General features: G+C 75.3%; 17 protein-coding genes. 2 read left to right on the forward strand and 15 right to left on the reverse strand.

Annotated elements, in window-relative coordinates; translation table 11 throughout:
- Positions 1–40 precede the first annotated feature (40 nt).
- From RM590_RS13425 to RM590_RS13480, 12 genes are all read right to left on the reverse strand, one after another.
- Positions 41–709, reverse strand: coding sequence for a VOC family protein (locus tag RM590_RS13425; protein ID WP_311704741.1), 669 nt, complete (start codon positions 707–709; stop codon positions 41–43).
- The gene (locus tag RM590_RS13430) at positions 691–1,791 is read right to left on the reverse strand and encodes an NAD(P)/FAD-dependent oxidoreductase (protein WP_311704742.1); all 1,101 of its coding nucleotides are present in this window, start codon (positions 1,789–1,791) and stop codon (positions 691–693) included. Before RM590_RS13430 ends, RM590_RS13425 begins: the two co-directional genes overlap by 19 nt.
- Positions 1,775–2,953, reverse strand: coding sequence for a hypothetical protein (locus RM590_RS13435; protein WP_311704743.1), 1,179 nt, complete (start codon positions 2,951–2,953; stop codon positions 1,775–1,777). The genes RM590_RS13430 and RM590_RS13435 overlap by 17 nt, the downstream gene beginning before the upstream one ends.
- Positions 2,937–4,211, reverse strand: coding sequence for a metallopeptidase TldD-related protein (locus RM590_RS13440; protein ID WP_311704744.1), 1,275 nt, complete (start codon positions 4,209–4,211; stop codon positions 2,937–2,939). The genes RM590_RS13435 and RM590_RS13440 overlap by 17 nt, the downstream gene beginning before the upstream one ends.
- The gene (locus RM590_RS13445; RefSeq protein WP_311704745.1) at positions 4,208–6,391 is read right to left on the reverse strand and encodes a lantibiotic dehydratase; all 2,184 of its coding nucleotides are present in this window, start codon (positions 6,389–6,391) and stop codon (positions 4,208–4,210) included. The genes RM590_RS13440 and RM590_RS13445 overlap by 4 nt, the downstream gene beginning before the upstream one ends.
- Positions 6,388–8,652, reverse strand: coding sequence for a lantibiotic dehydratase (locus RM590_RS13450; protein ID WP_311704746.1), 2,265 nt, complete (start codon positions 8,650–8,652; stop codon positions 6,388–6,390). Before RM590_RS13450 ends, RM590_RS13445 begins: the two co-directional genes overlap by 4 nt.
- The gene (locus RM590_RS13455) at positions 8,642–10,123 is read right to left on the reverse strand and encodes a hypothetical protein (RefSeq protein WP_311704747.1); all 1,482 of its coding nucleotides are present in this window, start codon (positions 10,121–10,123) and stop codon (positions 8,642–8,644) included. The genes RM590_RS13450 and RM590_RS13455 overlap by 11 nt, the downstream gene beginning before the upstream one ends.
- Positions 10,120–12,378, reverse strand: coding sequence for a hypothetical protein (locus RM590_RS13460; RefSeq protein WP_311704748.1), 2,259 nt, complete (start codon positions 12,376–12,378; stop codon positions 10,120–10,122). The genes RM590_RS13455 and RM590_RS13460 overlap by 4 nt, the downstream gene beginning before the upstream one ends.
- Complete coding sequence (locus tag RM590_RS13465) at positions 12,375–14,795, reverse strand: lantibiotic dehydratase (protein ID WP_311704749.1); 2,421 nt, start codon at positions 14,793–14,795, stop codon at positions 12,375–12,377. The genes RM590_RS13460 and RM590_RS13465 overlap by 4 nt, the downstream gene beginning before the upstream one ends.
- Positions 14,795–16,555, reverse strand: a complete 1,761-nt coding sequence (locus RM590_RS13470) for a hypothetical protein (protein ID WP_311704750.1) — start codon at positions 16,553–16,555, stop codon at positions 14,795–14,797. The genes RM590_RS13465 and RM590_RS13470 overlap by 1 nt, the downstream gene beginning before the upstream one ends.
- A 92-nt stretch (positions 16,556–16,647) precedes the next feature.
- On the reverse strand, positions 16,648–16,854 hold the full coding sequence (locus RM590_RS13475) for an ammosamide/lymphostin RiPP family protein (protein WP_311704751.1): 207 nt from the start codon (positions 16,852–16,854) through the stop codon (positions 16,648–16,650).
- A gap of 144 nt (positions 16,855–16,998) precedes the next feature.
- Positions 16,999–17,730 (reverse strand): AfsR/SARP family transcriptional regulator, encoded by a 732-nt coding sequence (locus tag RM590_RS13480; protein WP_311704752.1) that lies wholly within the window; start codon positions 17,728–17,730, stop codon positions 16,999–17,001.
- A 517-nt stretch (positions 17,731–18,247) separates the two neighbouring features.
- On the opposite strand from RM590_RS13480, the gene RM590_RS13485 reads away from it, so the two are divergent.
- Positions 18,248–18,742 carry a hypothetical protein gene (locus RM590_RS13485; RefSeq protein WP_311704753.1) on the forward strand — a complete coding sequence of 165 codons (495 nt, stop codon included), beginning with the start codon at positions 18,248–18,250 and terminating at the stop codon, positions 18,740–18,742.
- Positions 18,743–18,819: 77 nt separating this feature from the next.
- Here the strand turns inward: RM590_RS13485 and RM590_RS13490 are convergent, their stop codons facing one another.
- From RM590_RS13490 to RM590_RS13500, 3 genes are all read right to left on the reverse strand, one after another.
- A complete protein-coding gene (locus RM590_RS13490) occupies positions 18,820–19,335 on the reverse strand; it encodes an allene oxide cyclase barrel-like domain-containing protein (protein WP_311704754.1) in 516 nt (171 codons plus the stop codon).
- Positions 19,336–19,565: 230 nt separating this feature from the next.
- Complete coding sequence (locus tag RM590_RS13495; RefSeq protein WP_311704755.1) at positions 19,566–20,447, reverse strand: LLM class flavin-dependent oxidoreductase; 882 nt, start codon at positions 20,445–20,447, stop codon at positions 19,566–19,568.
- Between the two features lie 233 nt (positions 20,448–20,680).
- Positions 20,681–21,322 carry a class I SAM-dependent DNA methyltransferase gene (locus RM590_RS13500; RefSeq protein WP_311704756.1) on the reverse strand — a complete coding sequence of 214 codons (642 nt, stop codon included), beginning with the start codon at positions 21,320–21,322 and terminating at the stop codon, positions 20,681–20,683.
- 424 nt (positions 21,323–21,746) lie between these two features.
- On the opposite strand from RM590_RS13500, the gene RM590_RS13505 reads away from it, so the two are divergent.
- Positions 21,747–22,865, forward strand: coding sequence for an SGNH/GDSL hydrolase family protein (locus RM590_RS13505; protein ID WP_311704757.1), 1,119 nt, complete (start codon positions 21,747–21,749; stop codon positions 22,863–22,865).
- The last annotated feature ends 36 nt before the right edge of the window (positions 22,866–22,901 follow it).

Consider the following 22,901-nt stretch of genomic DNA (forward strand, 5'->3'; position numbering starts at 1 on the left):
GACGCCGTTGTCCGGCCGCGCCGTGTCACCGCGCGGGGGCTCAGCACGGCAGCTCCAGCGTGGTCGTGCCGGCGCCGGTGGTGATGCGAACCGCCTCGACGCACTCCCGCGTGGACGGGCGTTGGGTCACGGGCAGTTCGTGGCCGCCGCACCAGGCGGCCAGGTCGAGGCCCGCGGTGCCCACGGCGATCCCCGCGTAGGCCAGCGGCGTGGTCCGGTGCCCGGCGCGGACCAGGTCGCCGGGGACGCGCTCCCGGCGGGCCTCGGTGTTGCCGTAGCGCAGGAAGAACGGCCGGGACGGGGAGCGCCAGGCGAGCTCGAACGCCGCCTCCGCCCAGGGGAAACGGCGGCCATCCGCCCGCACGGACTCGCCCTGGAGCAGCTTCGGGTCGGCGCCGGTCAGCTCCGCCACCCGCGCCGCGTCCTTCTCGATCTCCTCGGTGTGCACGGCCCAGCCGAGAAAGGCGGGCCCGTCGGCGGTCGCCTCCAGGAAGTACGTGCCGAAGGCGTCGGCGGTCAACTGCCGCTGGTCTCCCGGCACCAGCACCTCCAGGTACTGCACGTCGGGGGAGTCGAAGGGCACCAGCCAGCCCTTCGTGCCGTCCTCGTGCGCCGAGCCCTCGACCAGGCCGAAGCCATGAGTGTCCCGGAGCAGGTCACGGATCTCAACGAGGGTGCGGGAGCCAATGATCACGTGGTCGATGCGCATGCGTCTCCTTCGGTGGGGCAGAAAGCCGGCGGCAGGGCGTCCCAGTCCGCGCACAGCAGCCCGGCCGCCGCCCCCCGGGCGGTGCCCCGCGCCGTGAGCAGGCCGAAGCCGCCGTGCCCGGAGGCGACGTAGGTCCGCCGGCTGCCGGGAATCCGCCCGACAACGGGACGGCCGGTCCCGGAGACCGGCCGGAGACCGGCCCGCGTCTCGCGCAACGGGGCCGAGCCCAGGGCGGGCAGGGAACGGATGGCGAACGCCAGCAGCCGGGCGATGCCGGCGGCCGTGCACGCCAGGTCGAAGCCGACATCCTCCTCGGTGGCCCCCACCACCGTTCCGCCGGCGGGCAGCGGGGCCAGATACAGCCGGGAGGAGAGGACGCACCGGGGTTGCACCGGGCCGTTCAGGACGGCGAGTTGCCCGCGCTGCGGGCCGACGGGTACGCGTCCGGCGCTCAGCAGCCCGGTCCAGGCCCCGGCCGCCAGCACCACGCGGTCCGCCTCGGCGCGGCGCCCGTCGGCGCAGGCGACCAGGACCCCGCTGCCGGGCGGCCCCTCCTCCACGAGGCCGACCTCGGCGTCCTGCCACCAGTGGACTCCGGCGCCGACCGCCGCCGCGCACACGGCCCGCAGGTAGGCCGGGCCGTCCACCATCAGACCTTCGGCGCGCAGGACATGGTGGCCGTCGGGCAGCCGGGCCCCGGGCAGCAGCGCGGCGGTCTCCGCCGCGGTGAGGGGCGCCCCGGGGGAGGGGCCGCCACCGGCGGTATGGGCGTCGAGCTGCCCCGGGTCCAGCAGCCTCAGCAGCGGCACCGGGGTCGTGAGGTCGCGGTGGCCGGCGGCGCCCAGCCGGTCGATGTCGGAACGCAGCGTGCCGCCGGCCTCGTTGAGCCAGTCGAAGAACTCCCGGTCGGCGGCGTACCGCAGCGGGGGCACCGCCACCCCCGCGGCCCGCGCGCTGGCGTGGCCGGGCGTCGTACCGGCGTCCAGGACCAGCACGCGAGCCCCGCCCCGGGCGAGCTCCTCGGCCAGGCAGGCGCCGACGAGTCCGCCGCCGACCACGGCGAGGTCATACCGAACGGACATCGATCTCCCCTCTCTCTCGGTCAGCCAGTGCCGCCGCCGCGGGAAGCAGCAGCGCCGGAGTGTGGACGCGGTCCCCCGCGCAGGTGGCGACCGCCGGCAGGCACACCCCGGTGACCGCCCGCAGCAGCGTCAGCGGACGGGCCGTCAGCTCGACGCGGAACCAGCCCGCCTCGCCGGGCACACGGGCCAGGCACACCACCCGCAGCCGGCCGTCCAGGTGGTAGCGGCGCAGGCCCTCCACGCAGCGCAGCAGCTCCAGGCGGCCGGTGGCCGCGCCGGGGGCGGGCCCCCCGGTGAGCCGCAGGCCGCTCGGCGACTCGCCGACCAGGCGCGCGGAGTCGTGGTCCCAGCGCGCCCGGCCGAGGACCAGGCCGGTCCCCGGGTCGCGCGGCGGCACCGCCACCCGGCCGCGGTGCAGCAGCGTCAGCGGTTCGGCGGGCCGGCCCGCGTCGTCGGCCCGTCCGGCGGTCACCTCCGGCGCCTCGTCGACCAGGGTGAGATCCGGGAGGACCCGGCAGCCGTCCAGGCGCGCCGCGCCGGGCGAGCCCAGCGCCATCGCCACGCCCGACACCACCGCCGCGGCGACGGGCGGAGCCAGCAGCAGCGGGCGGTCCCGCCACCCCGCGGCCGGCCGCCCGGCCGCCGCCGATCCCGCGAAGTCGGCCTGGACCTGGAGGAGTTGGGCCGCGCAAACGGTGCCCGCGTCGGGACCGGCGGCGCCGAGCAGCAACGGTCCGGCCGGGCTCTCCACCCGCACCAGCATGGAGATCCGCCGCCGCACGGCAGCCGTGTCCGGCCCGTGCCCGGGCGGCGGCCCACCGCCGCGTTCCTCCGCGACGATCAGGGCCGATTCAAGGGGCACCACCGAGTCCTCCCCGTCCACGCCGTCCCCGCTGAGGGCCGCGTCGAAGGCGGCCAGGTGGCGGCGCGTGGCCTGCGCGGTGCCGTCCGGGGCGGCGGCGGGCCGGGGGACCTGCCGGTCGGACGCGGCGACCCGGCCCTCGGAACGCGTGAGGTGGATCAGATCGGAGGACAGCCGGGCGTGCCACCGCGCGCGGCGGCGGATGGCCGTGACCGCCGCCGTGGCGCGCCACTCATCCGCGGCGGGGGCGGGCGCGGCGCGGAGCGCGCGGCGCGTCAGCGCCTCAGACGGCATCGACACGCAGCACCTCCGCGGGCAGCCACAGCGTGCTGTTGGCGAAGCTGACGGGCAGCGGGAACTGGTCGAGCTTGCCGCAGCCCCGGGTGGCCCGGGCGCCGCAGGCGATGGGCTGCCCGCCGCCGGGCCGCAGCCCGGCGAGGACCCGCAGCCCGTTCCCGGCCAGCCGCAGCGGACCGGTCCGGCACACCGGGGCGTCGTCCGCCACCAGCAGCGCGTCGGTGACGGCGAACTCGAAGTCGCCGGTGAGCAGGTTCATCCAGCGCAGTTGCAGCCCCCGCGGGTGGAGCCGGAGCCCGTCCGGCAGGACCGGCGTCGCGGACGCCGCCTGCGCCGCGGCAACCGTGTGCCGCATCCGGGGCAGCACACAGTGCCGGTAGTCCAGCCGGCGCCCATGGCCCGAACTCCGGCCGCCGAGCAGGGCCGCCGAGGCGATGTCGGACAGCGGCTCGCCCACCCGCCCCGCGTCGATCATCCGGGACGGCCGGACCCGGGACCCCTCGTCGTCCCACTGCCCGCCGATCGCGCCGACCGCGGTGCCCGCGCCGTCGACGACGCCGAACCAGGGGGGCGCCACCATCTCGCCGCGCCGCCGGGCCAGGTAGCTGGAGCGCGCCAGGACGATGTCCGCCTCCAGCGGATGGCCGACCAGCTCGTGGAAGAACGCCCCCGCCTGCCCCGCGTCCAGCACCACCGGGCAGGCGCGCCCCGGGAGTTCGCCGACGGGCAGCGCGGCACGCCTCCGCAGCGCCGCGACGGTCTCCGCCAGCCGCTCGGCGCTCGACCGGGGGCGGGCGGCGTCCCACGGCACGGCGGCCGAGGCGAGAGCCCCGCCGTCCCCTCCGAGCACGCTGGCCTCGACGGAGCACAACGACCGGGTGTCCGTGCGGAGTTGATCCGGGCTGCCGACGGCGACCCGCTGCCAGGAACGCGCCCAGGTGAGGCGCGTTCCGTCGTCGGCCCCGCGCCGCAGCGCCTCCTCCGCGCTCTTCGGAACCCCCGGGGGCGCGACGGCCAGCGCCGCCCGGGCGGCGCGCGCGGCTTCCGGCGACAGGCGCGTCACCGCGGAGTCCAGCAGCGACGTGCCGTCTGCGAAGACGTGGCGCAGCTCGCCGGGGCCGCTGTGCGTCTCGACGCACATGCCCCGGCGCACCGTCGCGGTCTCGCCCGGCGGCTGCCCGGGAGCGTGCACGCGGGTGATCCGCTGGGCCGTCTCCGCGAAGACGACGGCGCGCGTTCCGGCGCGGCTCCCCGGCGTCATGTCCGCCTCCCGGGGCCCGGCTCCCAGCGCACCAGGACCGGCAGCCGCAGTTCGGCGGGCTGCGGTGCGGGCAACCGCCACCAGGTGTCCGAGAGTTCGGGCAGGACTTCCGAGCACGTCACCCGGGTGGGTTCCAGGCGGCCGAGGTCCTCCACGGCCAGCGCGTCACCGAAGTCGACGAGCAGCGGCTTGGGTTCGGCCGGATGCCGCAGGAACACCCGGTCCGGCATGCCCCACTCCCGCTGCCAGGCGCGCGCCGTCCGCCAGGCCGTCAGGCCCCCGCCCAGCGCGGGCAGCCGCACGCGCCACATGCGCCGTTGCAGCACCAGGTCACCCAGAACGACGCGGGGCGTGACGGGCGACCGGGCGCCCACCGCGACCGGCGTCACACAGGGCAGGGACAGCGCCGCGAAGAGCGGCCCGGGAACGTCTCCCGGGTAGAGCTGATAGCGGCGGCCGCGGTACACGGCGCGCGCGCCGTCCGCCGACACCTCGACCTCCGCCGCCGCGGCCACCCGCTCGCGCGGAGCGGCCGAGACACCGGACAGCTCGATCGCCAGCCCGGGCAGCTCGGGGGTGATGTGCCGGCTGCGCCGCCTCCCCACGATCGTGGCCAGCCGGCCGGTGTCCAGCCACCGCTCCACGGCCGCCGTGAACTCCGGGAAACGGCCGGGCGGCTGGACCCGGGAGGTGATGCCCCCCAGCGCGCTGCTGCTGTCGTCATGGCACTCCGACAGCACCCAGGCACCGGCGCCCGGACCGCCGCCCGCCGACATCAGGTCCACCCCGGGCAGACAGCCGAACTGATCGTCCGGCAGCGGCTCCAGGCCGTCCCACAGCGGAGCCGTCGCCGCCGCGACACGGGCCGGGTCCCACCGGACCTCGCCGGTCCCGGCGTCCGGCACCAGCGCGTCCAGGCACGCGGCCAGGGCGTCGGCGCGCCGGGTGACCGGGGGGATGCGGCGGCCGGCCAGCTCCACGAGACCGACGGCGGACCCGGCGAGGTGCCGCCGCACGGCCTCGCGGGCGTCCGCCTGCCGCAGCAGCGCGGCCAGCGTCAGCAGCGGCAGGCCATGGCCGAGGGCGCGGTTCACGGAGGCCGTCGCCGGGGCGCCGAAACACAGCCGGTCGCTCCACGGGCTCGCCCGGTCCTCGCTGATCACATCGCGGTCCGCGTAGTGCTGCCCGCTCGCCCGGGAGGTGGCCAGCCCCGCCCCGGCGACGGCCGCGCGGATGTCGGCGCGCACCGCCAGCGGGTCGGCGTCGGGCGTGGCGCGGGCGACCAGTTGGGCCAGCTCCGCCACCAGCGGCCGGCCCGGGAAGGTGCGCTCCAGCCACGCCAGTCCGTCGACCAGGGTGGCCGGCGGCTCCGGCCACGGCCGCAGGGCGGGGGCGATCAGCAGCAGCGCCGCGCTGGTCGCGGCCGGGGCCAGCCCGGAGACGGCGGCGAGCTCGCGCGGGCAACGCGGCGTCGCCAGCGCCTCCCAGACGGCCGTCGCGGCGGCGGTGAGCGGAATCCGGCGGCCGGTCATCGCGCAGCTCAGCTCCGTACCGGAACAGAGCCAGAGGGGATCCCGCCGCCAGGCCCGTTCGGCGGCGGGCAGTTCACGGCGCAGGCGCCGGGCGATCTCGGTGGTGACCCAGTGGCTGATGCCGAGAACGCACCGCTCCGGGCCGGCCGCCGCCACGCGCACTCCCTCGTCGACGCGGTCGTCCCAGGTGAGGGCGAGGGTCGGGCCGAAGTAGGAGTTGGTCTCCGTCTTCGCGAGCAGCCGCCGGATGTACCGGTGCGCGGTCCTGACCTGCCGCCGGCCCCGCCCGTTGAGCGCGGAGTAGGGCACCGAGGAGACGAGGGGGCGGCCCTCGGCGAGCGCGACGTCGTGGAAGACCGGGTTGGAGATCCCCACCGCCTGCCGGACGCGGGGCCGGGCCATCAGCTCGCGCACCACCCGCAGCGCGGTCGCCAAGGCCTGCTGGTGCTCCCGCGCCACCGCGTCCGGGGTGGCGTCCGGGGCGTCGCGGTGCGGGGTCGCGACATGGAGGGCCGCGAGCGGACGCACGTCCAGGCCGGAGCCGCGCAGCAGCGCGTGCCGGTGGAGCCGGAAGCGCAGCCGGCCCCGCGGCAGGGGCAGCGTGGTCGGCGGGGGCGGGGAGAGCCGTTCGCCGGCGCGCGCGGTCATCGTTCCTCCCCGGTCCGGTCGGTGCCGATGACCTGCGCGCGCAACTCACAGGTGTAGCGCCTGCCGTCCGCGTCCCGCAGCCACAGCTCGCCGGGGCCGGGCCGCATCTCCTCGGCCGACAGCACGTCGGTGTGGCCCGCCACACCGGCCAGCAGGTCCGCCGCCAGCACCGACTCCAGGTCGACCAGGTACGGCTTGCGTTCACGCTCCGTGCGGCAGAACACGAACCGTCCCGCGCCCGACTCGGCGGCGAACCGGCGCAGCGCGAGGAAACGCGTCGCGGGCGTGCCGGCGGAGAGGGCGTCGGCGTCGAGCGTCCACCGGCGGCGCTGGTACACCACCGTGCCGGCCCGGACGGCCGCCGTGGCCGCGGTCTCGCCCGGCCGCCGCTTGTCGGGCTCGAACGTCGCGTGCGCCACCTGCGGCTCGGACAGGGCGGCGTACGGCGGGTACTTGGTGTGATCGCTGAGGGGGATGTAGAGCGTCACGGCACCGCCGTCCGGGCCATGGGCGCCAAGTGTCCGGTCCGGCGCGGAGACGGCCACCGTGATCTCCTCCGGCCAGAGCACGCCGTCGGCGTCGGCGTGCGAGGCCGCGCGCAGCGCCAGGCGCCGCCCGGGGAACAGGTAGTAACCCTTGTTGCGCCGGCCGGAGTCCAGGCCCACCAGATGCGGGCGCCGCGCGATCCAGGCGGCGGCGGCCCGGCCGAACTCCGCTCGGTCGGCCGCCATGGTCGCCAGCCAGCCGTCGGTGAGCAGGTGGTGGTGGCAGCGGCTGACGATGAGCTCCGCGCCGGCGAGTTCGGATGGTCGCGAGGCGGCGGGACAGAGGTCGACCAGCGCGAAGCGGTCACCCGGCAGGCGTGCCGCGGCCGCCAGCAGCGCCTCGATGTGCCGTGCCGCGTCGGGCGCCGGGTAGGCCGGCACATGGTCGCTCGTGAACCGGCTGCCTCCCGGGTCGAACGCGGGCAGCAGCCGTTCCGCGTAGGCGCGGAAGGCGAGTTCGGCGCCCGTGCCGAGGCAGTCGACGACCCTCGCCCGCGCCGCCTCCTGCGCCCGCGCGCCATGGGCGGCGGAGAGCTCCAGCGCGGCGGTCAGGGCACGCTGCCAGCGTTCGACGATCTCCTCGCCCAGCGTCAGGGCGAACGGCGACGAGCACTCCTCGTAGAAGACGGCCCGATCCGCGTACACGGCGCCGCCGCCGCGCCGGGCGGGCTGTCCGGTCGCCGCGGTGAAGGCGGCCTCGAGCCGGTCGACGACCGCGATGCGTTCGGGGAAGGGAGTGCGTTCCAGCTCGGCGAGCAGCGCGCGAAGCCGGGCGAGCGCCGACAGCCAGGCGTCGCGGGCGGCCGACGCGGGCAGTTCGCCCAGGGTCTCGCTCATCGTGCGCAGCGGATCCAGGTCGTACGGCGCCGCGGCCACGCCGAACTCCACCACGCCCCGCTCGACGAGCCGGGCCAGCCGCTCGGCGACCTCCCGGACCGGAGTGCCGGAGGCGGACGCGATCGCGCGCAGCGCCGCGCCCCGCGCGGGCAGCGCGGCCAGCAGCTCGCGGTCCGCGCGGTCGCCGCCCGGCCGCCCGGTGGGGCGGAACGGCAGGAACGCGCGGAGCCGCCGGTCGGCCGCGACCGCGCGGGCGATCTCCCGCGCCGCCCAGGAGGAGAGGAACACGGCGCGGCGGCGCGGCAGATCGGTGCGCAGCACCGCGCGGTCGCCGGGCACCACCCGGCCGTAGGCCATCGGCCCGAAGAAGCTGACGGTCTCGTTCTTGGCGCAGAAACGCTGCACGTATGTGTAGAGCTGCCGGCGGGCGCGCCGGCGCGCGGCGTTGAGCGGAGCGGTGCGGGCGAGGAACGGGAGCAGCATGTTGCGGTACACGCTCGGGTTGGACAGGAAGACCGCCTCCCGCACCTCCGGGCGGTCGAGCAGCGCGGCCAGGCCGTCGGACGCCTCCCGCTGAGCGGCGTCGAAGCACGCCAGATACCGGTCCGCGGCGTCCCGCCACCGGTCGGCCGCCGGCCGCCACGGGGCGCCGGGCCCAACGGGCAGCAAGTCGGGGGCCAGCCGCCGCACGGCCTCGCCGACCCGCCGGGACAGCTTGCCGGCGGAGGCGGTCGCGGCCAGCAGTTCGTCGCCGCGGTCGAGCACGTCCCGGGCCGCGGCGAGCACGTCGGCGCCGGCGCCCAGGCCCTCCAGCCAGTCGAACGGCATGCCCGCGTGCCGCAGTACGAACACCGGGCCGATGGTCCAGTCACGCCGCATGCGCCGCCCCCTTGGGGGTGAGAAGGACTCCGGCCGCGGTGAGCGTGCGCAGCAGCGCTGCGCGCCGGGCCTCGGGGAGCCGCCGCAGCGCCGTCTCGGCGCTCGCCCCGCCGCGCCGGAGCGCGTCGCACAGCACGGCCATCGGCCGGCCGACGCGGTCCATCCGCCCGGTGCGGAGGTTCACCAGGAAATCGCCGGGCGCGGCGCCGGGCGGCGCCGCGTGCGTGCTGCGCACCTGTCGCACCGCGGGGTTCCACACCCGCCGCCCGGTCACGCGGGGCGCGTCGTCCGTGGCGAAGAGGGCCGCCGCCAGCCGCCCGGGGAACAGGGCGTGGCGCACGGCCAGTTGGCCGAGCAACTCCGCCGCTGTTGCGGCGGAGTCCGCCGGTCCTTCGGCCCAGCGGGCCAGGTCGTGGTCCGGACGTGGCCGCGCGCTCACCGGGATCCCCGCCCAGCGCCGCACCGGGGGGCCGGCGGCGAGGCGGAACGGACGGCAGCCCGCGATCCGGACGCCGGTGGCTCGTTCCGCCACGTGCGCGATGTGGTCGGGTGGGACGCCGGGCGCGCCGGCCAGCAGGTCGAGGGCGACGGGCACCCGGCGGGCGAGCGGCGGGAGCACGGCCGTCAGGTCATGCGGTGACCCGTCGGCACCCCGCGCCTCGGCCCACGAGTCCAGCCGGGCGACGGTCACCACCAGGCCCGTGCACCGCGCCAGTTGGCCGCCGTCCAGCGCGGCCGCGTCGGCGGCGTCCAGCCAGCCGGCCCACGGCCCGGTCGGTGGGGACTCCGGGGCACGCGTGACCCAGGCGGTGCCGCCCGCCGTGCCGCCGTTCGCGCCGAGCACACCGCCGATCCGGGCGCGCGCCGCGCCGGGTTCCGCCGGGAGGACGCGCGCCGCCGCCAGCGCGGGCACGCGCCGCAGCGCCGCGGCGTGCGCCCGGGCGAACGGGCCGACCACGGTCGCCTGCACGCCGGGCGCCCTGCTCACCATGCCGAAGACGGCGGGCAGTTGCTGATCGGCGTGCAGCAGGACGCGCGCCCCGGGCTCCGTGGTCAGCAGCGCGGCGCCGCGCTCGATCTCGGGCAGCATCAGCCGGCTGCCGACCGCCGCACGCGCCACATCCGCGCTGGACTGGGTGCTCCCGGCCGTCAGGTGGATGTCGTCGACGACGACGGTCAGGGCCGGGTCGTCGCCGCCCCGGACGCGCGCCGCCGCCGCGAGCCCGAGCAGATGCGCGGCGGACCAGGCGGGCTCGCCGAGCGCGTCGGCGGCCGCGAGCGCCAGCAAACACCGGATTCCGTCGCCCCCCTCGGGCACGTCCAGCTCCGCGCCGAGCGCCCGCACCGCCGTCGGCGCGCACAGCCGCCGCCAGAAGGCGAGGTTGAGGTCGACGGCCCGGTGGCCGGGCGGCGCTTCGAAGCTCTGGGTCGGATCCAGCGCGGGCGGAATCAGCAGCACGGGGCCCGTCATGTCTCGGCGCCCTCCTTGAGGTAGACGCAGCGCAGCTCGGCGGCGTACCGGCCGCGGCTGTCCCGCAGCCAGAGGTCGTCGGGGCGCGGCAGCACCTCCGTCGCGGTCAGCCGCGCGGCCCCCCGGGCGAGCCGGGCGAGGCCGTCCACGAGCAGAGGGCCGGCCGTGTCGACATAGATCGGCTTGCGCTCGTGTGCCGCCTTGGCGAAGAACGTGTCCGGGATGCCGGCGCCGCGGACCAGCGCCCGCAGGGCCAGCAGGCGCCCGGCCTGGTCACCGGCGCGCAGAAACGGGCCGAGGTCTTCGGCGCGCAGCCGCCAACGGCGCCTGGACAGCACGACGTTGCCCACCAGCAGCCGGGGCAGGCGGGGCACGTCCGGCAGCGCCGGGGGCCGCACCCTGGGCAGCGCCAGCGCGGTGTGCACGGCGCTGTCGAGTTCGCCATTGTGGAAGTGGAGCTCGCCCGGGACGCCGACGGCCCGCAGCCGGGCGGCCTCGCCGTCGCTCTCCACATACAGCTCGTCGAGCCGCACCCGCTCCCCGTCGCCGCTGGCCGCGCCGAGTTCGAGGAGCAGGCCGGGGAAGCGCAGGGGCGGCAGGCCCGTGGTGCGCCGCGCCACGACGCTCACCGCGCGCACGCCGCCGAGGGCGCGTTCGATGGCCCGGTCGCGCTCGGCCAGCAGTTCGCCGGCGCGCGGGTGGAACTGGAGGGCCCACGGTGTGAGCAACGGCGCGTCGTGCACATCGCCGATGACGAGCCGCGTCGTCGCCTCCTCGTAGTCGCGCAGCCGGCCGGTGGCGACCAGCACGTCGACGGAACACAGCACCGGCAGCGCGGACCCTTCCGCGCCCGGGGCGGGCTTCGCGAACGCCGCGAGGTCGATCTCGTCCCGGTCCGGCGCGGCGGCGACCGCCCCGGCCACCAGCTCGGTCAGCCACGGGTCCGTGGGCAGCGCCAACGCGGCGCAGTCCCGGAGGACTTGGGTCAGCGGGAACCGGCCGCTGCCCAGCGACCGGGCCAGCACCCCGTTGGCCAGGCGCCGGGTGCGCTGTGCGGCGTGCGCGAGCAGGTCGATCGCGGCCGGGACACGGGTGGCCAGGTCGTGGGCGAGCGCGCCGCCCACGGTGAGCCGCAGATCGCCCGCCGCCGCCTCGTGGATGGGGGAGCGGTCGTTGTAGAACTTGCCGCGGCGGCCGTCCGGGGGCGCGTGGCCGGCGGCGCCGACGAGTCCGGGCAGCTCCGCCAGGGACACCAGCTTGTCGTCCGGCGCGGCGGCCGGGTAGCGGTCGAGCAGGGCCGCCACCGACCGGACGGGCCCGTCCGGCGCCACGTCGAGCAGGCGTCGCACCGGATCGGGGTCCACGTCGTCCGGCAGCGCGTCGCAGGCCAGGACGCCCCGGGCCACGCCGCCCGCCAGGCCGCGCGCCGCGGCGGCCGGGTCGAGCCCGGTGGCGTCGGCGATCTCGCGGAGCGTGCGACGGCCGTCGGCCTCGGCGTGCACGCGGCGGGTCTCCTCGTCGTGCCGCACGACGGCGGCGGCCCGGCGCAGCGTCTTCCGGCGGGGCACCAGGCCGCCCAGTTGCCCGGGGTCGGCCAGCACGCGGGCGCGCAGCGCGTCCCAGACCCAGGCGGCGGCGTACGCGCGGCGGTGCGGGCACCGCTCCGCTCCGCTCCACTCCGGGTCGGCGGCGGGCCGCGCCGCGTCGACGCGGGCGTAGTTGATGGGGCCGAAGAAGCTCATGGTCTCGCACTTGGCGGCGAAGCGCTGGATGTACGAGGCGAGTTGACGGGACATCCGCAGGCCGGGCCGGCCGCCGCCGGCCGGGCCGAGGTCCCGGTAGACGCCGGGGTGGGAGCAGACCAGCGCGTCGCGGAACCGTTGGTCGGCCACCACCGCGGCCAGCGCCGCGTCGGCGTCGCGCCGGTCCGCGTCCTCGGCGGCGGCGAGGGCGTCGCGCACATCGGCGAGCCGGCGGGCGAGTTCGTTCCAGGCGCGCGTCCACTCGGGGAGGAACGGCGCGTTGTCGTCGAACGGGCGCAGGTTGCGCAGGCGCGCCGCCTGCCCGCGCGTGAGGCGCGTGGTGGCCGCCGCGGGCGCTTCGTTCCGCAGCGCCTGGAGCCGGGCCTCCAGCCGGGCGGCCTCGTCCGCGGCGAGCACCGTGCGCCGCCAGCGGAGGCTGTCCAGCAGCTCCCAGCGGAAGCCGGCGGACCGGACGACGAGCGTCGGCAGCAGGGCCCAGCGTGTGTCCGTCATGCGCTCGTCCGGATGAGCGCGAGCCGCAGCTCGGAGGTGGTCGGGCGGTTCTGCTTGCGCAGCCACAGCGCGCCCGGTTCCGGCAGCATCTCCACCAGCGTCACCGGCTCCTCGCCGGCCGAGGCGGCGAGCGAGAGGAGCACCTCCACGGCCAGCGGCGCGTCCAGGTCGACGCAGATCGGCTTGGGCTCGGAGCCGATGTGCGCGTAGACCCACCGCGGCAGGCCCAGCACCGCCCTCAACTCCTGGACGCGCACGAACGAGTCGGCGGCGGAGGGCGTGCAGCCGCGCCGCACGATCTCGGTGACCGGGAGCCACCAGCGGGCGCGCTGAGCGATCAGCTTCCCCACGGTGATCCGCGGGGCCCGGTCGCCGAAGCGGACCACCGGCATGCGCACGGTGGGCGGCGGCGCGAACGCGGCGAGGTGCGGGTGGTCGTTCTCGCCGGCGTAGAGCACGAGTTCGCCGCCCCGGTCCCGGAGCACGATCCGGCCGTCGGCGGCGCGTTCCACCCACAGGTCGGTGATCGCCACCCTGCGGTCGTCGCCGACCCCGGCCCGGGCGGTGACCTCCACGAAGCGGCCCGGGAACGCCGTGGTCACCAGGCCCTTGTGCGCGCGGCGGCGGAGCACCGTGGCCATCGCCGCCCGGCCGCCCCACGGGCTCAGGTCGGCCTCGAAGTCCCGCAGCAGGCCGTCGGGATCGGCGCAGAACAGCCCCTGGGATCCCCACGCGAACACATACGGATGGACCTCGCCGAGCACCAGCGTCAGCCCCTCGGAGGTCTGCCGGAGCAGCACGTCGGGGCTCGCGAAGCGCGGACGCTCGTCCGGCGTGCCCAGCTCGCGCAGCTCCTCCGGGGTGAGCGTGGCCTCGTTTCCCCGGAGACGGGCGCGCACCAGCTCGGACAGCTCCCGGCGCAGCTTCTCCGCGCCGCTCGTGTACGGGGCCAGGCCGCCGGTGGACGCCGCCTCGCCGACGCGCCGGACGAACGTGTCGTACCGCATCCGGCCCGCCCCCGACGCGTCCAGCACCGAGGCGGCGAGCGCCTGGTACGCCCGGTGCAGCTCCTCCCCGTAGCGCGCGTCGAAGTCGAGGACGGGGGAGAGCTCCCGGGCGATCCACTCCGCCTCCCGGCCGCCGAGACGCACCGGGCCGAGGTCGCCCTCGCAGTCGATGTAGGCCGTCATGCGGTCGGCGTACATCCGCCCGCCGGAGCGCCGCGCCGGGGCGTCCGCGAGGTCGGTGAACTCGCGCTCCAACTCGGCCAGCGCGGCGCGGCGCCGAACGGGCCCGGTCGCGGCGCCGTAGCGCTCCACGTGGGAGCGCAGGTCCCGCAGCCGCGCCGGCCAGTCGGTCCCGGTGGCGTGGCGGTCGGCGAAGGCGAGCAGCTCCTCCAGGGGCTCCACGCACGTCGACGACGGCTCGGGCCACCGGCGCACGGCCCCCAACCGCTCCAGAACGGCCAGTTGTTCGTCGGTCTCCCCCTCGGACTGGCCCAGCGCCTCGCACAGGTCGGCGGCGGAGGCGGACCCGTTGACGCGCGCGGCGAGCCGGGCGAGCGGCGGCGTCAGCCTGACCCGGCGGCCGGCGGGCAGCGTCAGCACGCCGTCCTCCAGGCGCGTCGCGGCCACCCACGTCACGGGCACCCGGGGCCCCACCCGGCGGTCGTCGGCCAGCCGCCGCGCGAGCGCGTCCACCGCCCAGAAGGAGAGGAACGCCCGGGTGCGCAGGACCCCGCCGGGGGTGTCCGCACCGAGCCGCACGCCGCTCCGCTCCGGATCGACCAGCCCGTGCACCAGGGGGCCGAAGAAGCTGGTGGTCTCGTTCTTCGCGGCGAAGCGCTGGAGATACAGGTGGAGGCGGCGCATCATGGCACGCTCCCGGGCGCCCGTTCCGTCGCGCTGATCCGCGGCCCACCGGGTCGCGCGGTCGAAGAACGACGGCGCGAGCTGGAGCATCGCGTCCAAGACCTGGGAATCCAGGAGCCCGCGCAGCCGCCCCGCGCGCCCGGCCTGCTCCTCCAGCACCGCGTCGGCGAGCGCTTCGGCCGACGCGGCACGGCCCTCCCAGGCGCGCGCGCAGGCCGCCACGGCCGCGCCGAGCTCCGCGTGGCCGGCGACGCCGGCGGTGACGGTGACCGGCCGCCTGCGCCCGGCCGCGGACCGCAGCGCGGACAGCTCCTGCAGGCGCTTGCGGTCACCGGCCGCGCGCGCTTCGGCGACGGCGGAGGGCAGTTGGCGGTGCAGCAGCTCGTCACGCGCCCGCTCGTACTGGTGCGACGCCGCCCGGTACGCCGCCGCCCGGTCGAGGACCCGCGCGTCGGCGACCGGCTCCAGCAGGTCGAACCCGAAGCCGGCCCGGCGCAGCAAAAGCCGGGGAACCAGGCGCCAGGCGGGACGCTCATTACCCGACATCAGTAATTCACCAGGTCGAAGGGCCGGTTGAGCTTGGTGCGCACCGTCGGCAGCGAGGCGCGGAGCTCATCCGCGCCCCCGCCGCGCAGGCGCTTGGCGAGATCCTGGGCGCGGCGGGCGTTGGAGGCGCTGCGCAACGCCAGTTCCGCCACGGCGGGCGCGGGGGTGCGGCCGGCCGCGACCGCGCCGCCGACCCGCGCCAGCGCGGTGCGGTACGGGTCACCGAGCGCGCCGGCCGCGGTCGCCGCCTGGTCGAAGTAGGCGCTCGCCCGCGGTGCGTCGCCCCGGTCCAGCCGCAGCGTCGCCAGCTCGGCGGCGATCTCGAAGGTGTGGAAGTCGTCGGCGAGTTCGTCGCAGCGGGCGAGCGATCGCCGCAGCAGCGCCTCGCCCTCCTCCCGGTCGCCGTGGGCGAGGGTGAGCCCCCCGGCGCGGTAGCTGTGGTGCTTGACGAACTTCGCGTCGTCGGTGAAGCCGGAACCGGCGAACTTCTCCCAGGTGCGCAGCGCCTGGGCGTGCTTGCCCGCCCGCTCCTGGAGCACGCTGATGTTGGAGATGAGGTTCACCCGCAGATGCACCGAGCTGGCGTCGGTCAGCCCCTCCAGACAGGACCAGGCCGCCTTCTCGTGGCGCAACGCGGCCAGCAGGTCCCGCTGGACGACATGAGTGAGTCCCCGGAGGTTGTGCAGCCAGCCCCGCTCGCGCCGCAGGGTGTCGGACTCACCTCGCGCCTCCGGCAGCGTGGCCAGGCCCTGCTCCACCTCCTTGACGGCCTCGGCGACGGCGTTCCGGCGCTTCACAAGGGTGAGCGCGCTGTAGAGGTGGGACTGCGCCACCAGCTCCGGCGAGATCGGGTCCCGGGTGTCCCGCATCGCGCGGAAGAGCCGCACCGCGTCGTCGTGCAGCTCCCGGAACGTCGCCTGGATCCCCAGGGACTTGAGCAGGAAGGCGCGGATGTCCGCCGGGTGGCGGAAGGTCTCCGGTTCCAGTTCGAACGCCTGGGACCCCGACGCGGTGAGGGAGCCGGCGATCCGGGCCACCGCCCCGGCCGACAGGCCGCGGGTCAGCGGCAGGCAGCCGTCCGCCGCCAGCGCGGCGCCCTCCCAGTTCGCCGACTTGAACGCCAGGCGCAGATAGCCGATGACGGCCACCAGACGGTCGACGGCGGTACCGGCCGGATGGAGGGCGCGGGCGAAGAGCCGCTCCTCGGCCGCCGCGCCGTCCGGCTCCAGGGCCGCCCCGAGCAGGAGCGGCGGTCTGTCCTGGCCCTCGTCGGGCACGCCGATGAGCTCGAGGCACCGGGCCCGGTCGGTGGCGAAGTCCAGCGCGGTCGCGGCCGCCGCGACGTGGCCGGAGGCGCCGTTGGGGGTGTGGTCGGAGGCCACCGAGATAGCGCCCACCCCCGTCGCCCGCTGGTACTCGGCGGCGCGGATCACGCCGCGCAGCGACGGCAGATCGGCCCGGCCCGCACCTCTCAGCAGCAGGGGGCGGCCGAGCTGGTCGGAGCCCTGGCACAGCGCGACGGCCGCCGCGGCCAGCACCCGGAAGGTGTGCTCCGACTCCCGGTGGAGCCGGCGCTCGGAAGCCGGGATGGTGACGTCCTCCAGACGGTCGGACGAGACGTCGTCGGACGCGGCCGGAGCCAGAACAGCCCACTCCGCCGCTCGAACATGGCGCAACTCCCCGAAGTCCGCGCCCTCTTCCTCAAGTGTCCGAATCACCCGGCGGAGTCCCGCGTAGCCGGCGGACGGTCCGGTTCCCATGTCAATTTCCAGCGCCGACTGCACCGATGCCCTCTCTCACAGTCCTGTCCCGCGTTCGGTCGGCCGATTGCGGGCTCGCGGCGGCAAATTCGTCACAGCTCGGCGAGCGCGAGCGGCGCGATTTTGCTCTCCACCTCGTCGAGGGCGAACTCGATATCGTCCAGCTCGGCCACGTCGTCGAGTTCGTCCAGTTCCTCGGCTGCCTTTTCGTCCGTCGCCACGTCCTCGGGCTCCCGCGTCTCCGTGGCGGCGTCCGCGGTCTCCTTCTCCGGAGCCATCTCGTCCTTCACGTTCTTCATGTGCCAACTCCCCTATGGGTCCTCGGGCGGCCATGCCGGGTCAACCGTAGACAAGACCCCTTACATTCGACTTACATACGTCCCCAGAAGGCTTTGCCGTCCGCGGCCCCCGAATTCCGCTTCGCCGTCCTGCCGTTCCGGCGTTCACCGCGGCCGTGCCTTTATCACCGTTGTCAGCAATGACGGGTCGTCGGTCAGGACGCGCTGGTGGAGCTCCTGCAACTCCCAGCCCGGCTCGACGCCGAGCTCGTCCACCATGAGCCGCCGCGCCTCCCGGAAGGCCGCCAGCGCGTCGGCACGCTGGCCCGATCGGTACAGGGCGAGCAGCAGGAGCGCGTGGAAACGCTCGCGCAGCGGGTGCGTCATCACCAGTTGGCGCAACTCCTTCACCAGCGCGCCGCTCTCGCCCAGCTCCAGCTCCGCATCGATGCGCAATTCGAGTGCCTGAAGGCGCTGTTCGATCAGCGGTCCCCGATGCGGCTCCTGCAATTCGGGCACCGTCACATCGCTCAGGAACTCCCCGCGCCACAGGTCGAGTCCCTGACGCAGGGCGGCGGAGGCGCGCGCCCAATTCCCCTCGCGCCAGGCGTGCCGCCCCCGCTCACAGGCGCGCTCGAACAGATTGAGGTCCAGTTCGTCGTGCGTGGTGTCGATCGCGTAACCGGAACTCAGCGAGGAAATGCCCGTCACGCCACGGCGGCGCAGTTCGCGCCGAGTTCGGGAGATCAGTGTGTGCAGCGATATCTGGGCCCGTTCGACGGGACGGCCCGGCCACAGCAACTCCCGAAGCTCCTCGGACGGGACTTCGGTATTGGAACGCAGTAGCAGGGCGGCGATGAGCGTGCGCTGCTTGGGCGAGGACACGGTGCTCAGCACGTCTCCACCGCCGGTGACGAGCGGTCCCAGAACCCCATAACGAAGCGGCATACGATCCCTAGCTGCCGGAGGTCACCGGGGTCCGCGTCGCGGCATCAGGACGGTCGATCTTCGCCCGGGCTGGGTCTTCATGGCGAATGCTCCCTCCACGCATACGAGCCGTTACCGACTGTGATGAGAATCGCCAGGGAGCGGAAGCGACAAACGGCACATAGATAGATATGAGGATCGAAGCCCGGCGTGGCGGAAAGCGTTATCCGGCCCCCGGCCAGCGCACATGGCCCGCCGTCGGTCGGCCGGTCGGCCATTCTCTGTCGTTGCGCGTGGCGTGCTCTCCCGACCGCGAGCGCGCCCCACGCCCGCCTTGGCGCCCCCGCGGCGGGCGTGCGCCACCGGGCGTGTCGGGGCGGGCTCCGCCGCGCGGCGGCTCGACTACCCATTCGGTCGATATCGGGCATACATGTACGTCGAGGGATATTTACAGTGATGGGGCATCCCATACACCAGGAGGTGGCCCATGCGGCGCTTCATACCGCGAACGTCTCTTGCCCGCAGAAACAGCTGGAAGAGCCGGACCGTCCTCGGCGGACTGGCCGTCGCCGCCGTGATCGGCACCACCGCCGGCGGCCCGCCGGCGGATCCGGACGGGGAACGCGACACGTCCGGGGACCGAGCGGGGGAGAGCCGGCGGATCGCCTCGTCGGTGCTGGGGCGCGACTACCAGTTCACGCTCACGGCCGTGCGTTCGACGGCGGACCCGACGGCGGCCTCGGTGGAGCTGCGGGTCTTCACGTTCCAGGACGGGGAGTGGAAGGAGTCGGACCGGGCCACGGTGGGCGAGCCGGACGGCTGGTTCTGGGGTCCCCTGACCGGCTCCGGGGCGATCTGCGAGTTCTCCACCGCCAGCACCGAGCCCGCGCCGGTCGCGGTGAGCCTGCTGATCACGCCGTCGGCCGGCTGTGCGCCGGCCGAGGAATTCGAGGTCAGTGAGGGGCAGATCGTGACGGGCTGACGCCGGAGAACGAAAAGGAACCGACCGCCGCGGGGAGCTCAGCCCTCCAGCGCGGCGGTCGATCCTGTGGCGGCCCGTCAGCGGCCGGTCAGCGTGAACGTGAGCCGCCAGACCACCGGCGTCTGGAACTCGAGGGCCATTTCACCCTGCGCGTTGCGGAACTCCCCGGTGCCTCCGGTGATCGCGTTCGTGACCGCGCTGGGCGTCGGAATCCCTTCCTGCTCGCCCTGGACCGTGATCTGTCCGCCGTCCAGCACCGCGGTGAGCGAGCACTGTCCGGCGTTGCGCTCCACCTCGGTGATGACGCAGTATCCGCCGATGGTGCCGACCGTGGATCCGTCCGAATCCTCGACCGACAGCAGATCCCCGCTGAATATGAACTGGTCGCCGACGCTGCGGCCCGATGCCCCGAGATCCAGCTCCTCCGAGACCCGCAGATTCGTCTCCACGCGAATGGTGCGGCCGTCTCTCCCGGAATCCCCCGGCTGCGGCCCGCCGCCGGGAGGGCCACCGCCACTGACCGTCAGCGTGGTCAGCGCGGTGGCGCACACGGCCACAGCCGCACGCCGAATTCGCCGCTTACGGATGTTCATGTCGCTCTCCTGCTCCTCGGGGCGGGAAGAAGCGGTGCCTGTCACCGCGGCAGGGCAAACTCCGCCGCGGACCCTTCCTTCGCCCCGACTGGATGACCCCCAAAGGGAAATGCCGGATTTAACCGTAATGCGGAGTGGGGAAGTCCGCCGCCGGGCGCAGCCGTTCGGGTGCCGCGGTCTTTCGGCCGTGGATCCGGGGGAGTTGGGCCGAGCGCGGGGCCGTCCCTTCCCTACCCGGCGGCGTCGGCGAGAGCCTCGCGCGCCGCCGGGACGACCTCCTCCGCGAACACGCCGAGCTGTCGCGCGTGGTCACGCTCGGGCCAATAGACGAAGCCGTTCATGCCGTACTCGCGCACGGTGGAGACCAGTTGTTCGGTCCATTGGCGCACCGAGCCCCGGAACGGGTCCGGCGACTCCGCGCCGATGATCCCGGCGAGGTTGTAGATCTTGCGGATGTCCCGTGGGTCCCGGCCCGCGTCGGCCGCCGCCGTGTCCAGGCGGCCGACCGCGCCCGGGAGCCGGTCCAGGCCGAGAAACCCCAGCGACGGCATCCACCCGTCGGCTCTGCGGCCGGTCAGGTCGAGCATCCGGGGGCCGTACGCCCCGGTCCAGATGCCCAGCCCGGGGGAGGGGGCGGGTCCGGGGTGGACGCCGGAGAGCCGGTAATGGCCGCCCGCGTACCGCACCGAGCGCTCCCCGCTCCACATCAGCCGGATCACCTCGAGCGCCTCGGCGAACGCCGCGACGGCCTCCCCGGCGCTCCGCCGCGGCCCGTCCATGGCCGCGATCCCTTCCCAGAAGGCACCCGCGCCCAGCCCGAGCTGGACGCGCCCGCCGCTGAGCACGTCGAGGCTCGCGGCGGACTTGGCCAGGACGGCGGGCGGCCGCAGCGGGAGGCTGGCCACCGTGGGGACGAACGTGATCCGTTCGGTCGCGCCGGCCAGATAGCTGATCAGCGTCCACGTGTCGTAGAAGGCGGCCTGGTACGGGTGGTCCTGGACGGTGACCAGATCCAGCCCCGCGCCCTCCGCCTGCCGGGCGAGGCGAAGCGCCGCGTGCGGGTTTGCCCAGACGGGGTCGACGTTGGCACCGAACAGCACGGGCAGGGACATAAGGGCATCTCCCGGGGATCGGCGAAAGCCCGGGCCGACCCGGCGGAGGGCTGCGGCATCACACCCACGCGAACTCGGGTCGCCGGACCTGGACTCGCCCACAGTAACGACGCCCACCGGCCCGGCGAGGGACCCGCGCCGGGCACGCCAGCCGGTCGGCGTGCCCGGTCGCTCACGTCCCATGGGCCACCGGCCGCCCCGCGCCTCCTCTCGCGGGCAGGGGATCACTTGAGCTACTTCTCTCCACGCATCAGCAGATGCCCCCGGCGGAACCGCTCGTCCTCGTGTGGTTCGCGCAGCATCCGGCCGACCTCGGCGAATCCGAATTCGCCCGCCAGCCCCGCGAGTTCGTCGATCGGCCACCGGAAGGCCGTCGTCACCTTGTGGTCGAACGCCGTGACCGGTTCACCCTCCGACTCGAAGAAGGCGAGCAGGAGATGGCCGCCGGGCGCGAGGACGCGACGGAACTCGGCGAAGTACGACGGCAGTTCCCGCGGTGGCGTGTGAATGACCGAGTACCAGGACACGATGCCGTTGAGCTCGCCGTCCGCCAGGTCCAGGGCGTCCATGGAACCCACCTCGAACCGCAGATCCGGGTGCGCCTCGCGGGCGAGGTCGATCATCACCGGCGACAGGTCGACGCCGAGGATGTCCAGACCGAGGTCCCGCAGGTGCGCGGTCACGGTACCCGGGCCGCAGCCCAGCTCGGCGACGGGACCGGGACCCCTGGTCCGTGCGAGCTCGGCGAACGCCGCGAGCACCGCGCGATCCAGCGGAAAGGCGTCAAGCGCGTTACGGAAGAGGTCGGCATAGAGAACGGCGATGGCATCGTAGGCATCCGCCGTCGTACGGAGGTACGAGGAAGGCTCAGTCACAAGCGAGGACCCTGGACGCTCCCCTCGCGCGCCGAGGCCTGACCCTCGGCGGCGGGACTTCGGCGGCCGGGGATAGGCCGGCCCCCGGCCGGCGGTGCGGATCCACGGTGCGTACGTACCCTGCCCTGGGCCCGCACCGAGCGCGGGCCCCGAGTTCGCTCAGCGGGGCGGGAACGTCGTCCGAGCCGAGCAGCCTCAGTGTCTTCAGCCCTCGCCGGACGCCGATCCCGGTGTGCCCAACGCGCGCCCGCGTCGTTCGCGTGCCTTCACCCGGTGGTGCCGTTGCGCGCCGCGTGAAGATTGTTTCGCGAGGGATTGACGGAGTCGTGTGCAGCGGCCACCTTCAGGAGTGCCCTTCACGGGAGCGCTCCCAACGGCAGGCGAGGGGGAGACGGCCCGTCCACCGCGACCGAAGGACAGCCATATGCAGACTCAACCCCGTCTCTCGCGCCGGACGCTGGTCACGGCGGCCGCCCTGGGCGCCGTCACCGCCGTCGCCTCGCCGGTGCGGGCATCGGGTGGCGTGCCGGCCCAGTTCCACACGGCCGGCCGCGTCACGAGGACCGCGCCCGACGCCGTGCAGTACTCCTGGCCCGGCGTCTACTTCGAGGGCCGGTTCCGCGGAACCGGCGTCGGGATCGTCCTCGACGACGCCCACAACGACTACGACATCCAGATCGACGGAACGACCGTCGCCACCCTGGTGACCCCCGGCCGGACCACCCGCTGGATCAACGGCCTCGCCAACGCCGCGCACGCCGTGCGGCTGGTCAAGCGCACGGAAAGCGCCTGGGCCGCGGGCACGTTCGGCGGATTCGTCACCGCGCCCGGGGGCGCGATCCTCGCCCGGCCCCGGCCCCGGAGCAGGCAGATCGAGTTCATCGGCGACTCCAACACCGCCGGTTACGGCAACGCCTCGGGCACCCGCGACTGTTCGAGCAACGGAGGGGTCAACCGGAACAGCAACGCGGACCTCACCTACGGTGCCCTCACCGCCCGAGGACTCGACGCCGACTACCAGATCAACGCCTTCTCCGGCCTCGGCATGGTCCGCAACTGGAATGGCGGCAGCCCCGAGGTCGACTTCCGCACCTACTACGACCGGGCCCTCCTGCACGTGGACGGCGACGTCTGGCGGAGACCGGTGACCTGGCGGCCGCAGGTCGTCGTGGTGGCCCTGGGTGCCAACGACTTCTCGACCCCGCTCGGCCCGGGCGAGCGCTGGGCCACGGAGGACAGCCTGGTCGCCGACTACGAGACCGCGTACCACGGCTTCCTCGACAAGCTGCGCGCCCGCTACGGCGCCGGGACGTTCATCGTGATCGGCGCCACCGGCGTCTCCAGCACCAACACGTTCGCCGAGACCGCCCAGCGCATCGTCCGGGACCGCAACGGGCGCGGCGACGACCGGGTCGGCTACTGGTACTACGACGACCCGGCCCTGGACCGCCTCGGCTGCGACTGGCACTTCTCGCTCAACGACCACCGGATCCTCGCCGGCCTGCTGGACGACTACCTGGCCACGCTTCCGCTGCGCTGGTAGCCGGGACCGGGCGCCCGGCCGGCGCCCGGTCACCGC

It is taken from the genome of Streptomyces litchfieldiae (genome assembly GCF_031845365.1).
GTDB lineage: Bacteria > Actinomycetota > Actinomycetes > Streptomycetales > Streptomycetaceae > Streptomyces > Streptomyces litchfieldiae.

Bases quoted from the DNA above. Each gene is read 5' to 3' on its own strand.
- RM590_RS13425 (WP_311704741.1), bottom strand. From the start codon at position 709: ATGCGCATCGACCACGTGATCATTGGCTCCCGCACCCTCGTTGAGATC.
- RM590_RS13430 (WP_311704742.1), bottom strand. From the start codon at position 1,791: ATGTCCGTTCGGTATGACCTCGCCGTGGTCGGCGGCGGACTCGTCGGC.
- RM590_RS13440 (WP_311704744.1), bottom strand. From the start codon at position 4,211: ATGACGCCGGGGAGCCGCGCCGGAACGCGCGCCGTCGTCTTCGCGGAG.
- RM590_RS13445 (WP_311704745.1), bottom strand. From the start codon at position 6,391: ATGACCGCGCGCGCCGGCGAACGGCTCTCCCCGCCCCCGCCGACCACG.
- RM590_RS13450 (WP_311704746.1), bottom strand. From the start codon at position 8,652: ATGCGGCGTGACTGGACCATCGGCCCGGTGTTCGTACTGCGGCACGCG.
- RM590_RS13455 (WP_311704747.1), bottom strand. From the start codon at position 10,123: ATGACGGGCCCCGTGCTGCTGATTCCGCCCGCGCTGGATCCGACCCAG.
- RM590_RS13460 (WP_311704748.1), bottom strand. From the start codon at position 12,378: ATGACGGACACACGCTGGGCCCTGCTGCCGACGCTCGTCGTCCGGTCC.
- RM590_RS13465 (WP_311704749.1), bottom strand. From the start codon at position 14,795: ATGTCGGGTAATGAGCGTCCCGCCTGGCGCCTGGTTCCCCGGCTTTTG.
- RM590_RS13470 (WP_311704750.1), bottom strand. From the start codon at position 16,555: ATGGGAACCGGACCGTCCGCCGGCTACGCGGGACTCCGCCGGGTGATT.
- RM590_RS13475 (WP_311704751.1), bottom strand. From the start codon at position 16,854: ATGAAGAACGTGAAGGACGAGATGGCTCCGGAGAAGGAGACCGCGGAC.
- RM590_RS13485 (WP_311704753.1), top strand. From the start codon at position 18,248: ATGCGGCGCTTCATACCGCGAACGTCTCTTGCCCGCAGAAACAGCTGG.
- RM590_RS13490 (WP_311704754.1), bottom strand. From the start codon at position 19,335: ATGAACATCCGTAAGCGGCGAATTCGGCGTGCGGCTGTGGCCGTGTGC.
- RM590_RS13495 (WP_311704755.1), bottom strand. From the start codon at position 20,447: ATGTCCCTGCCCGTGCTGTTCGGTGCCAACGTCGACCCCGTCTGGGCA.
- RM590_RS13505 (WP_311704757.1), top strand. From the start codon at position 21,747: ATGCAGACTCAACCCCGTCTCTCGCGCCGGACGCTGGTCACGGCGGCC.